11 protein-coding genes and 1 other RNA gene are annotated in these 12,322 nt (G+C 34.8%); 5 read left to right on the forward strand and 7 right to left on the reverse strand.

Going from position 1 to position 12,322, the window contains the following annotated elements:
- Positions 1-236 precede the first annotated feature (236 nt).
- Positions 237-2,588: a TonB-dependent receptor domain-containing protein gene (locus tag INR75_RS17930; protein WP_223089892.1), complete on the forward strand. Its 2,352-nt coding sequence runs from the start codon at positions 237-239 to the stop codon at positions 2,586-2,588.
- A gap of 109 nt (positions 2,589-2,697) precedes the next feature.
- On the opposite strand, the gene INR75_RS17935 is transcribed toward INR75_RS17930, so the two are convergent.
- The gene (locus INR75_RS17935) at positions 2,698-4,314 is read right to left on the reverse strand and encodes an ABC-F family ATP-binding cassette domain-containing protein (RefSeq protein ID WP_223089893.1); all 1,617 of its coding nucleotides are present in this window, start codon (positions 4,312-4,314) and stop codon (positions 2,698-2,700) included.
- A gap of 165 nt (positions 4,315-4,479) precedes the next feature.
- Between INR75_RS17935 and INR75_RS17940 the strand changes: the two genes are divergently transcribed.
- Entirely contained in the window at positions 4,480-5,895 is a 1,416-nt protein-coding gene (locus tag INR75_RS17940) for a hypothetical protein (RefSeq protein ID WP_223089894.1), read from the forward strand.
- A gap of 219 nt (positions 5,896-6,114) precedes the next feature.
- Here INR75_RS17940 and fsa read toward each other — a convergent pair whose 3' ends face one another.
- The 3 genes from fsa to ffs all read right to left on the reverse strand — a co-directional run bounded on the left by fsa (position 6,115) and on the right by ffs (position 7,797).
- Positions 6,115-6,771, reverse strand: a complete 657-nt coding sequence (gene fsa, locus INR75_RS17945) for a fructose-6-phosphate aldolase (protein WP_223089895.1) — start codon at positions 6,769-6,771, stop codon at positions 6,115-6,117.
- A 66-nt stretch (positions 6,772-6,837) separates the two neighbouring features.
- Complete coding sequence (locus tag INR75_RS17950) at positions 6,838-7,656, reverse strand: SDR family oxidoreductase (RefSeq protein ID WP_223089896.1); 819 nt, start codon at positions 7,654-7,656, stop codon at positions 6,838-6,840.
- A gap of 42 nt (positions 7,657-7,698) precedes the next feature.
- Positions 7,699-7,797: signal recognition particle sRNA small type (ffs, locus tag INR75_RS17955), an RNA gene on the reverse strand.
- An 88-nt stretch (positions 7,798-7,885) separates the two neighbouring features.
- Between ffs and INR75_RS17960 the strand changes: the two genes are divergently transcribed.
- Entirely contained in the window at positions 7,886-8,953 is a 1,068-nt protein-coding gene (locus tag INR75_RS17960; protein WP_223089897.1) for a glutaminyl-peptide cyclotransferase, read from the forward strand.
- Positions 8,954-9,367, forward strand: a complete 414-nt coding sequence (locus INR75_RS17965) for a thioesterase family protein (protein ID WP_223089898.1) — start codon at positions 8,954-8,956, stop codon at positions 9,365-9,367.
- Between the two features lie 40 nt (positions 9,368-9,407).
- Here the strand turns inward: INR75_RS17965 and INR75_RS17970 are convergent, their stop codons facing one another.
- Positions 9,408-9,854 carry a hypothetical protein gene (locus INR75_RS17970; RefSeq protein WP_223089899.1) on the reverse strand — a complete coding sequence of 149 codons (447 nt, stop codon included), beginning with the start codon at positions 9,852-9,854 and terminating at the stop codon, positions 9,408-9,410.
- Positions 9,844-10,425, reverse strand: a complete 582-nt coding sequence (locus INR75_RS17975; protein ID WP_223089900.1) for an RNA polymerase sigma factor — start codon at positions 10,423-10,425, stop codon at positions 9,844-9,846. Before INR75_RS17975 ends, INR75_RS17970 begins: the two co-directional genes overlap by 11 nt.
- 146 nt (positions 10,426-10,571) lie before the next feature.
- On the opposite strand from INR75_RS17975, the gene INR75_RS17980 reads away from it, so the two are divergent.
- Positions 10,572-10,916, forward strand: coding sequence for a DUF6249 domain-containing protein (locus INR75_RS17980; protein WP_223089901.1), 345 nt, complete (start codon positions 10,572-10,574; stop codon positions 10,914-10,916).
- 75 nt (positions 10,917-10,991) lie between these two features.
- Here INR75_RS17980 and glyA read toward each other — a convergent pair whose 3' ends face one another.
- Positions 10,992-12,266, reverse strand: coding sequence for a serine hydroxymethyltransferase (gene glyA / locus INR75_RS17985; RefSeq protein ID WP_223089902.1), 1,275 nt, complete (start codon positions 12,264-12,266; stop codon positions 10,992-10,994).
- Positions 12,267-12,322: the final 56 nt, after the last annotated feature.

Here is a 12,322-nt window from a genome sequence, read left to right on the forward strand (position 1 = left end):
TCGTTGCTATCTTTTTTTTGATGGTTAGAAGATAGTAATGCTTGATAAGGTTCGCGCTATTTGCAAGGCGCGAACTTTTTTCAAAATTAATTCAGGATTTCTGTAACATTAATTTTTTAGCGTCGTCTTTATAGTAGAAATCATCAAAATTGCAGAAATACACTTTTTGGTATTATGCAATACAAAGTATTATTTATAACATAACAAACTTTCAATTACTAAACATCAACCAAAAAATGAAACAGTTATTTTTAATCATCATCCTTGCGCTAACCGGCTTTAATTCTATTGCAAATAACGAACCATTTGCCAGAATATCAGGAACTATTATGGATACAGACTTACAGGAACCTATTCCTTACGCTACCATAAGCTTAACAGACACAGAAGGAAACATCATCACCGGAACAACATCAGAAGAAGACGGGTCATTCATCATCAAAAAAGTAAAATCGGGCACTTACACCCTGAATATCCAATTTATTGGCTACAAAAAATTCAGTAAAGAAATTGTCGTAGATCGTAATGGACCTATGGAATTAGGAACCATAAATCTTGATCCTGATGTTGCCGAAATGGATGAAGTTGTAGTTGTTGCCGAACGTTCCACGATCGAACAAAGAATCGACAGGAAAGTTATCAATGTTGGTAAAGACCTTACCACTGCCGGAGCCAGTGCTTCAGACATCATGAACAACCTGCCTTCTGTTAACGTAGATCAAGACGGTAATATCGCGCTACGTGGAAACTCGAACGTTCGTATTTTAATTGACGGAAAGCCTACAAATATGGATGCTGCTCAATTGTTAAAGCAAATCCCTTCAAGCTCCATTAAAAAGATCGAATTGATCACCAATCCTTCAGCAAAATATAATCCTGAAGGAATGAGCGGAATCATTAACATCGTTCTACACAAAAACGCTAATAATGGATTTAACGGTAGTTTAAACACCGGTTTAACTTATGGTGAAAATGCACGTTTTAACGGCTCTTTAGATCTTAATTACCGCCAGGGTAAATTAAATTTCTATGCAAATCTTGGAACTAACTTCGGAAAAAGAGAAAATATAAATGACATTAACCTAATAGGTAGAGACGCTACACAATTTTTAGATATGCTGAATGATACCGAGTCGTATTTATATAAAATTGGGGTAGATTATTTTCTAGACGACAATAACACTTTTAGCTTCTATACCAATCAAAATATTTATGATGGCGGATTAGGTGCTACTATTACCGCTACCTATCTTAACAATCCTGCTAACAACTTTGAGCAGTATTTAGACCTGGATTTAAACAATGTGAATGCAAGTTATAATTTTGCATACAAACATTTATTCCCTAAAGAAGGACACGAAATTTTATTTGAAGCCGATTTTAATGATTTTGACGGTGACGAAGATTTTGCAGCAGATTTTAGCAACAATGCACGATTTGATTCTTATGCTGAAATCGTAAAAGAAGAAAGATCTAATGTGATCACCAATATTGACTATTCACTTCCTATTGGAGAGAGGTCAAAATTTGAAGCCGGAGCTGAAGCTAGAATATTAACCAATACTGAAGATTATGACACCAACAATCCTGCTTCTCAAAATTCAGATTACGATTACGACAGAAACATCTACTCATTATATAGTACGTTTGGACAAACTTTCGAGAAATTCTCTTACCAGTTAGGAACAAGACTAGAAAGCTTTGATATCGATGCTAATGTAAATGGAGAAAATGTATTTACCGATGATTATGTAACATTATATCCTTCTGGATTCTTCAATTATACGCCTAACGAAAAAAATAGCTATCAGGTAAGTTATAGTCGTAGAATAGATCGACCAAGTTTAGGACAGGTAAGCCCGGTAAGAGAGGTAAGCACTCCAACGATCACAGTGGTAGGAAACCCGAGTTTACAGCCACAATTCACAAACTCGGTTGAATTTAATTACACCAGAAAACTTAAGAATGGTAGTTTTACCGGTGGTGTTTTCTTCAGAAATATAAATGATAACATTAACCAGTTGATCGAAGAAGATCCATCTGATCCTGCAAGTTTAATCATCTCTTTTTCAAACTTTGATGACACAAATGCATACGGATTCGAACTTTCCTCTAACTATAAATTTACCGATTGGTGGAGTGCTAATGGTAGCTTCGAGCTATATCAGCAATCTCAAAGCGGAATCGTAGGAACAAGTTTTGTTGAAGTAGACAATACGGTTTACACCGCAAGAGTGAATAATAGTTTTAGTGTTACTGAAGATCTAACACTTCAATTATTTGGATTTTATAGAGGGCCAAGCGAAGAACTTCAGTTTAAAAATGAAGATGTGTTTTTTGCAAACATTGGTGGTCGCTATACCTTCTTAGATAAAAAAGCCACGCTTAGTTTAAACTTTAATGATGTATTTGGAACCCAGGAATATAGATTTAGCACTACTAGACCTTACGAACAAGAAGGGTACTTTAAAAGTGAATTCCAGAATGTGTATTTAGGATTTAGCTATCGTTTTGGAGGAAGTAATGGTAAGAAATTAAAAAGAAAACAAAGAGATAACGATGAAGCCCAGGGTGGCGGAATGTTTTAAGAAAAACAAATTATATCATTTTAGATAAAAATTTGTTTGTTTAGCCAAAAGAAAAGCCTGAAGTTGAAACTTCAGGCTTTCGTTTATCTATAAGTTGATATTCCACTAATTAAGAATACATTTTATCACGTTGCTCCTTTATTTTAGGATCGCTCATATACTCATCGAAGGTTAAGTAACGATCTATCACTCCTTTTGGAGTAAGCTCGATAATACGGTTTGCAACTGTTTGTGCAAACTCGTGATCGTGTGTTGTAAGCATTACAGTTCCTTTAAAATTCTTAAGCGAGTTATTAAAGGCAGTAATCGATTCCAGGTCAAGGTGGTTTGTAGGTTCATCTAGCATTAGCACGTTTGCCCTCATCATCATCATTCGGCTTAACATGCAACGTACCTTTTCTCCTCCAGACAATACGTTACTGGTTTTTAAAGCTTCCTCGCCACTAAATAACATTTTTCCTAAGAAACCACGAATAAATACTTCTTCTCTTTCTTCTTCGGTTTTGGCATATTGTCTTAACCAATCTACTAAAGTAAGATCATTTTCAAAATACTCGGAGTTATCTAACGGAAGGTAAGATTGTGAAGTAGTTACTCCCCAATTAAATTTTCCTGCAACAGGTTCTTCTTTTCCATTAATGATCTCGTAAAAAGCGGTCGTTGCACGACTATCCCTAGAGAATACTACAATTTTATCTCCTTTAGTTAAGTTGATGTCTACACCGCTAAAAAGTGTCTCACCTTCTATAGAAGCTTCCAGGTTTTCGATATTTAAAATCTGATCTCCTGCTTCTCGATCTCTATCAAAAATGATCGCAGGATAACGACGACTTGAAGGTTTAATTTCTTCAATATTTAATTTATCGATCATCTTTTTACGAGATGTAGCCTGTTTAGATTTCGCTACGTTCGCACTAAAACGCTGGATAAATTCCTGTAATTCTTTCTTTTTCTCTTCTGCTTTCTTATTCTGCTGCGCACGTTGTCTTGCCGCTAATTGCGAAGATTCGTACCAGAAAGAGTAGTTACCACTAAAGTGATTAATCTTTCCGAAGTCGATATCAGAAATATGCGTGCAAACTGCATCTAAAAAGTGACGGTCGTGAGATACCACGATCACCGTATTATCATAGTTTGCCAAGAAATTTTCTAACCAGCTTATCGTTTCGTAATCCAGGTCGTTTGTAGGCTCATCCATGATCAAAACATCAGGATTTCCAAAAAGTGCTTGTGCCAGTAAGACACGTACTTTTTGTTTACCATCAAGATCTTTCATTAATGTATAATGAAGATCTGTTTTTATTCCAAGGTTAGAAAGTAAAGATGCAGCAGCACTATCTGCATTCCATCCATCCATTTCTTCAAACTGAACCTGTAGCTCTCCAATACGATCTGCATTCTCATCAGAATAATCTGCGTATAAAGCATCTATTTCAGTCTTAATTTCAAAAAGCGGTTTATTTCCTCTTAAAACCGTTTCTAAAACAGGATAATCATCATATACATTGTGATTTTGCTCCAGTACAGACATACGCTTGCCCGGCTCTAAATGAACATGACCAGACGTAGGATCTGATTTTCCAGATAAGATTTTTAAAAATGTAGATTTACCGGCACCATTGGCACCAATAATTCCGTAGCAATTTCCTTCAGTAAAAGTAGTATTCACTTCATCAAAAAGCACTCTTTTACCAAACTGGACAGAAAGATTTGAAACTGAAAGCATAAATTCCTCTAATTTTCCGCAAAAGTAGCATATATTGTACACTTTCTAAAAGATTAACGTTTAGAAAATTCCTTTTAACTCGTGGTTAACATTCAAGATTTTAGCTGCATTTTATATTTGTTGATCTGTTACAAGACTTTTTGATATGAGATTATATTTATTTGGATGAGAAAATTTTTACTGTTAGGTATTATTTCTTCTTTAGTTTCACTTGTTGGTTGCAACGATAATAGCACCAATAGTGAACGCGTTTACCTAGGCGGTAAAATTGTAAATCCAAACTTAAAATATGTAATCTTGTCCAAAGATCAGGAAATTGTAGATACACTTTCCTTAAACACCGAAAACCAATTTGGTGAATATTTAGAAGATATTACTCCGGGAATTTATACACTTCAGCATAATCCGGAAAATCAGGTAGTTTATCTTGAACCCGGCGATAGCATTATGGTTTGGGTGAACACTTATGATTTTGATCGCTCATTGAATTTTAGCGGAAGAGGAAGTAAAGAAAGTTCTTTTTTACTGAATCTTTTTCTTCGGAATAGAGCCAACAATGATCTTGTTTTAAATTATTACAAGATCAAGCCTGAAGAGTTTGAGCAAATTAGTGATTCTATCCACAACAAAAGGATTGAAGAGTTTGAAGAAAATACCGCTAAGCAGGATCTTAGCGAGACCTTTAATAAATTAGCGCGACAGGCTATCGATTATGAATTTTACGACCTACGTGAACGCTATACATACCTAATTAAGAAATATCATCCAGAATTCGCAAAACTGATTCCGGAAGATTTTAATGATTATCGGGATTCCATAGATTTTAATAATGAACTACTTCAAAATTATTATGTCTACACCAATACTATCGATGATTACCTTCGAACCAGAGCCGTTGAGTTTTGCCTTGAAGAACACAAGGATAAAGAGTGTTTTAATGTTTCTAACTTCGATAACATTAAGAGAAGAGCCTCTCTTATAGATTCGCTGTCTAACACACCTGCTATAAAAAATAAATTTTTAGATATTTTACTTAGTAAGGCAGTAACCATGGCATCGAACGAAAAAGATTTAGCAAAAGTTCTAAATTTTGCAAAAACGCTGGATTATGCAGAAATTGAGCAAATAAACCAACTAGCGAACATACAAACCAATTATTTTACCGGGAAATCTATTGCAGATCTTAGTATTCTAAATACCAAAGGTGAAGAGGTTACTTATGGGGATGTTGTAGATCAAAAAACTATTATTTATCTATGGTCTGCAAACAATATTCGTCGCTACATCTGGCAATTTAGAACTATAAAAAATCTACAGGAAAAATATCCAGAATTAGATTTTATTGGTGTAAATCTAGACATGGGACAGCAAAATAAGTGGCTAAGAATCTTAGAAGAAAACAACTACGGCACTGAAAATCAATATCAAATTGCTCGCAGGGAATTTGGAAGCGATTTTGCTACTAAATACTTATATCGCTTAAACTTTATAGATAAGGATGCTGTAATCATAAAAGGAGACATCGCGCTTAGTTCTTCGCCAGAATTTGAGTCTAAATTGGTAGAATTTATTAATCAATAAGTCGCCCAAAATTTACTTCAGACTTTTTATTTCATCTGAATTTCTGAGTATTATTACCTGATTTAGCTTCTGAAAAAATTGTTCACTAGAACATCGAATATCAATTACTAAGATTCTATATTTTCTAAGATCTTTTTCCTGAATAAATTTGATTCGAAAAAATAAGACATAAAAAAAGCTGCCAAAAGGCAGCTTTTTTATTTTATATAGAACTAACGATTACTCGTTTCCTTTTTTATAATCTGCTAAGAATTTTTCTAATCCAATATCAGTTAAAGGATGTTTTAATAAACCTTCGATAGAAGATAAAGGACCAGTCATTACATCTGCACCAATTTTAGCACAGTCGATCACGTGCATTGTGTGACGAATAGAAGCTGCTAAGATTTCAGTTTCAAATCCGTAGTTATCATATACCAATCTAATTTCTTCGATAAGGTTTAGACCATTAGTAGAAATATCGTCTAAACGACCTAAGAAAGGAGATACATAAGTTGCACCTGCTTTAGCCGCTAATAAAGCCTGACCTACAGAAAAAATTAATGTACAGTTAGTTTTGATTCCTTTATCAGAGAAATGCTTAATTGCTTTAATTCCTTCTTTGATCATTGGTACCTTTACGATAATTTGATCGTGAAGTGCAGCAAGCTCTTCTCCTTCTTTTACAATTCCTTCGAAATCTGTAGAAATAACCTCGGCACTTACATCCCCTGTTACGATCTCACAGATCTTTTTATAGTGATTTATAATGTTTTCTTTTCCTGTAATTCCTTCTTTAGCCATTAACGAAGGATTTGTAGTCACACCATCTAATACACCTAATTCCTGAGCCTCTCTAATTTGATCGAGGTTAGCGGTGTCGATAAAAAATTTCATATTTCAAGTTTTATAAGTTTATTCTTAATTTTATTTAAGTGTAAAAATAACACATTTAATCACTTTTTACAATTTATAGTGATTCATAAGCATTTTCTCGTAGGCCTTATCTGGTAAAATCTTCTTTAAGACAATACTCGCTTTTTGCAAAAGCTCACCAACAATATAATGTCCTTTAGGTCCTTTTTCGTCTATGATCTTAAGAACAGCTTTCGCCATCATATCTGGATCCTGCCCCGCATCTACATGCTCATTCATCAATTTTAAAGAATCTCCATAAGATTGCTTGTAAGGAGAATCGTCTAAAACCGGAGCATGATAACGCCCAGAAGCGATATTAGTGGCGAAATCACCAGGAGCAACACAGGTCATTTTTATATTGAAGCTCTTCACCTCCATTCTAAAAGCTTCGGTAGCAATTTCTAAAGCCGCTTTAGAAGCAGAATAGATTCCGCGATATGGTAAGCCCATATATCCTGCTATCGATGTCACATTAATTATAAGACCTTCGTTTTGCTTTCGCATCACCGGTAAAACTGCTTTGCAAACATTTATGGGACCATAAAAGTTGGTTTCAAAAGCTTTACGAGTTTCTGGTGTTGGCGTTTCCTCTAAAGGTCCCGTAATTCCAACGCCGGCATTATTGATCAAAATATCAATTCGTCCTTCTTTTTCTAAAACTAATTTTACTGCATTAAAGATACTATCTTCATTAGTAACATCTAAATCTATAAGATTAAAATTTGATGATTTTCCGGCAGATTTTCTACTGGTACCATATACTTTAAAATTATGCTGATTTAAATAGTCGCCAATTGCTTTACCTATTCCTGAAGAACCACCGGTAATAAGAACTACTTTATGAGAAAGAGTATCTGTTTTCATAAGGCAAATATGCGATTAATTTTGCTAATTTCCAGATACAAAAAAAGGCAAGCGACCCACATCACACCGCTACGACCGCCTACCCTTGCTGCGTTCCCGCCCTGGGGGATTCAGCAGGAGCTGGTTGTGTGGGACTTGCCGGGTGCAAATATACAATCTTTAGCACTTCTGGCAAGCATTTTTTAAACAGAATTAGTTAATTTAGCCAGACAAAATAGGACTTTAGAAGATGATGAAATTTAAATCTCTGTTAATCTTAACATTAGCTTTTTTATATTTTTCCTGCGGAAGCAATTCTGGCTCAAAAAAATCGCATTTTACTATTAAAACTGATGAAAATAAGAAAGAATTTCAGCTTGACGAAAGCATTTCAGGGCAAATTGAAAACAAAAAAGAGTTCAGTATCGACTCAGTTATTGTTTATTTAAATACAGAAAAAGTAACTGCAAAATCACCAAACTGGTCTTTTGATATTCCGCTTAAAGATCAACTTTTAGGAAATCAAACCCTAAAGGCTGAAGTTTATTACGAAGGCCAAAAAGATACCACCAATAAGTCGATCAAAATATTTAATGACACCCCACCAAAAGCCTACACTTACGAGATCGTAAACACGTATCCTCACGATCCAGAAGCTTACACACAAGGATTAGAATTTTTAAACGATACTTTATACGAAAGTACAGGCGAATATGGCGAATCTGATCTTAGAAAAGTAGATCTAGAAACCGGTGAAGTTTTACAGATTATCGATTTAGATGATTCGGTTTTTGGAGAAGGAATGACCATTTATAACGACCAGATCATTTTACTTACCTGGCAGTCAAAAGAAGGCTATATCTATGATCGTGAAACTTTTGAGAAAAAAGGAACCTTTAGTTACAACCAAAGTGAAGAAGGCTGGGGACTTTGTAATAATGGCGAACATATTTATAAAAGTGATGGTACAGAGAAAATCTGGCTTTTGAATCCTGAAACCTTGGCCGAAGAAGATTACATCCAAATTGCTACCCATAAAAGCATAAATTCTAAAATGAATGAGTTAGAATGGGTAGATGGTCTTATTTACGCAAACACCTACCAGAAAGATGGCGTGGCGATTATTAATCCTAAAAACGGAGCCATTGTAGGTCTTATCGATTTTAGAGGTTTAAGAAATAAATTAGACAATAAAAATGAACTTAGCGAAGTAAACCATGTTTTAAATGGTATCGCTTACAATCCTCGTACTAAACAACTTTTTGTTACTGGAAAACACTGGGATAAATTATTTGAGGTAAAAATCGTCGAAAAATAAATGATCACCACACCCCAAATTTTTGAAATGGAGATCAAGGTTACCTCAAGCGATCTTGATGAGCAAAACCATGTAAACAATGTACAATATGTGCAGTGGATCCAGGATGTTGCAAAAGGCCATTGGGAGACTCGTGCTTCAGCAGCTCAAAAAGAAGAATTCTTTTGGGTAGTAGTTAGACACGAGATCGATTATAAACAACAGGCGTTTTTAGACGACGAAATTCTGCTACAAACTTACGTAAATCAAATCACTAATGTGACTTCGATAAGACACGTAAGTATTAAAAATAAGAAGACCGATAAAGTTCTGGCTCAGGCAAAAACCACCTGGTGTTTAATGAGCCACGAGTCTAAACGGCCGGCAAGAATCGATGAAAATATGAAGGTTTTATTTCAGAAAAAATCAGTTTAAGATAAACTATCTTCAGAAACCCAGAAAGTATTTATCTCGATTATCGAGCAAAGCTCTTTTTATTCATCCAATTATTCAGTAGAAAAATTTCTAATAAAAAATAAGCGGTAAAAAGTGCTATAGAAATCGCCAAAACATCTGTGTTTAAAATATCGAAATTGGGCATTTCAACAGAGAAATTGAAAACAGATTTTAGCCTACTCCATTTATCGATCATTACTCCTGAAGCTTTTACTGCGGAAGAAAAATGTGCTGAAATTAACAATATCGCCACAAAAGCTGCGATCATTCCCCAGCCGCTTTTAGAGATTAATGGCTCATATTTTATTTTCTTTACTGAAGTTTTCGTTTTTATTCTTTTAGCTGAATGAATTTCAGGAAGATTAGCCATTACCTCATCGGTAAAGTCGAAAGATGGAGTCTCCAGACTGGTTTCATTGAAAATTTTCTGGGTAAATTCGTCTAATTTTTTTTCTTTATTTTCCATAATTCAGCAACATATCATTCGACAATCTTCTTTTTAAAATAACCGCCAGTTGTTTACGACTTCGGTACAATTTCACTTTTACATTAGCTATCGATAAATTCATGACCTCAGAAATTTCTTTAACCGACTGGTCTTCGTAATAATGTAAAGTTAACAAAAATGCATCGTCCTCATTCAGCATATTAATACAACTCAAAATCGCCGATTTTCGCTCGTTTTCTTCAAGAAGATCAATAGCATTATCTAAATCTTCGATCTCAAAACCATCATAAGCATCTACACTTAACTCCTGAAATTTACGTTTTTTAGCCTTCAAAAAATCAAGACAATTATTATAGGTTACTCGATACACCCAGGTCGAAAATTTTGCTTCTCCTTTAAATTTATTGAGAGATTTATAGATTTTCACAAAACTATCTTGAGCAACTTCTTCGGCCTCTTCTCTATTTTTTAGTAACCGCAAACATAAGGTAAACACCAAATTTTTATAACGATCTACTAGGACAGAGAATATTTGCTTATCTCCACCCAGGATTTGATCGATGAGTAATTGGTCTTTTTTGATGGTCATTTAATTATATGACGACGATTAAGAAAACCTGGTTACACTAATTTTCTTCTTTTTTTTGAATTTATTTGTAACCTGTTTTTGTAAAGTATCGTCTTAACTTTTGAAAGCGCTTAAAAATTAGTCATTAATCAAATAAAATTAAAAATATGAATCCAGCTATTATTATATGTATCTCTCTTTTTGCCTGCATCTTTGGTATTTTTTTCCTGTTCTTTCAAACGAGAAACAAAGAGCGGCTCGCGCTTATCGAACATGATAAGGACGCCTCTATATTTAAATTTAGAAAAGATAGATCTTCACCGGTTTGGGCAGTGATCCTACTAAATTTATCGCTTGTCTTAATGGGTGTTGGCTTCGGATTTCTTATTGGAAATCTTCTTGAAACTTATACCATTTTAAGTGGAGACCTAGCTTACGTGGGCAGTTTATTCTTTACTCCCGGCGCATTTTTACTTTTAGGTTTTTACTTAACCCGTAAGATGAAATTATAATCGATCGATCCTAAAACGAATAAAAAAAGCTACCAAAATTGGTAGCTTTTTTTATATAATATTGGTAAATATAACTTAAGCTTTAAAAAGTGGACGACCATGCATTAAGGCATTCACTTCAGATTTTACTTCAGCTAATTTAGCATCATCATTTATATTAGAAATTACCTTATCGATCAATTCTACGATCTTAGGCATATCTTTTTCAACCAAACCTCTGGTAGTTACTGCAGCAGTACCAATTCTAATCCCAGAAGTTACAAATGGTGATTTATCGTCAAATGGCACCATGTTTTTATTTACAGTAATATCTGCTTTAGTTAAAGCTTCCTCAGCTTCTTTACCGCTCACCTCTTTATTTCTAAGATCGATAAGCATACAATGATTATCAGTTCCGCCAGAAATGATTTGATAGTCTTTTTCAACAAAAGCTTCAGCCATTACCTTAGCGTTTTTCTTCACTTGTACGGCGTAATGTAAAAACTCATCGGTTAAAGCTTCTCCAAAAGCAACCGCCTTTGCAGCAATAATATGCTCTAAAGGACCACCCTGGTTTCCTGGGAAAATAGCACTATTTAAAATAGCAGACATTTTCTTAAGGTTTCCGTTTTTCAACTTCAATCCAAATGGATTATCAAAATCTTTTCCCATTAAGATAATCCCACCACGTGGACCACGAAGAGTTTTGTGAGTTGTTGATGTCACAATATGACAATGCGGAATTGGGTCTCCTATAACACCTTTTGCGATAAGACCTGCAGGGTGTGCGATATCTGCAAATAAAATAGCACCTACGCTATCTGCGATCTCTCTAAAACGTTTATAGTCGATCTCACGAGAATACGCTGAGGCTCCCGCGATAATCATTTTTGGTTTTTCTTTTTCTGCAATCTCTGCAACTTTATCGTAATCGATAAGTCCGGTTTCTTTGTCTACTCCGTAGAAAACAGGCTCATATAATCTTCCTGAAAAGTTTACCGGAGAACCATGTGTTAAATGCCCTCCATGAGAAAGATCAAATCCTAAGAATTTCTCACCCGGTTTTAAACATGCCTGAAAAACAGCGGTGTTAGCCTGAGAACCAGAATGTGGCTGTACGTTTGCATACTCGGCTCCAAAAAGTTCTTTTAAGCGATCGATGGCTAATTGCTCTACTTCATCTACTACTTCACATCCACCGTAATATCTTTTGCCAGGATAACCTTCAGCATACTTGTTGGTAAGTACAGATCCGGCAGCTTCCATTACCTGATCACTAACAAAATTCTCACTTGCAATAAGCTCTAAACCATGCAGTTGACGCTCTTTTTCCTTCTCGATTAAATCAAAAATTTTTGTATCTCGTTGCATCTTAAATATTTACGTTAAATATTCATCAAAAGTAATAAATACATTCGGTTAATTAC

Origin of the sequence: Zunongwangia sp. SCSIO 43204 (assembly GCF_019904275.1) — a bacterium.
GTDB lineage: Bacteria > Bacteroidota > Bacteroidia > Flavobacteriales > Flavobacteriaceae > Zunongwangia > Zunongwangia mangrovi.

Coding starts and splice junctions, on each gene's coding strand:
- INR75_RS17960 (WP_223089897.1), top strand. CDS start 7,886: ATGATGAAATTTAAATCTCTGTTAATCTTAACATTAGCTTTTTTATAT.
- INR75_RS17935 (WP_223089893.1), bottom strand. CDS start 4,314: ATGCTTTCAGTTTCAAATCTTTCTGTCCAGTTTGGTAAAAGAGTGCTT.
- INR75_RS17950 (WP_223089896.1), bottom strand. CDS start 7,656: ATGAAAACAGATACTCTTTCTCATAAAGTAGTTCTTATTACCGGTGGT.
- glyA (WP_223089902.1), bottom strand. CDS start 12,266: ATGCAACGAGATACAAAAATTTTTGATTTAATCGAGAAGGAAAAAGAG.
- INR75_RS17965 (WP_223089898.1), top strand. CDS start 8,954: ATGATCACCACACCCCAAATTTTTGAAATGGAGATCAAGGTTACCTCA.
- fsa (WP_223089895.1), bottom strand. CDS start 6,771: ATGAAATTTTTTATCGACACCGCTAACCTCGATCAAATTAGAGAGGCT.
- INR75_RS17930 (WP_223089892.1), top strand. CDS start 237: ATGAAACAGTTATTTTTAATCATCATCCTTGCGCTAACCGGCTTTAAT.
- INR75_RS17970 (WP_223089899.1), bottom strand. CDS start 9,854: ATGGAAAATAAAGAAAAAAAATTAGACGAATTTACCCAGAAAATTTTC.
- INR75_RS17980 (WP_223089901.1), top strand. CDS start 10,572: ATGAATCCAGCTATTATTATATGTATCTCTCTTTTTGCCTGCATCTTT.
- INR75_RS17975 (WP_223089900.1), bottom strand. CDS start 10,425: ATGACCATCAAAAAAGACCAATTACTCATCGATCAAATCCTGGGTGGA.
- INR75_RS17940 (WP_223089894.1), top strand. CDS start 4,480: ATGAGAAAATTTTTACTGTTAGGTATTATTTCTTCTTTAGTTTCACTT.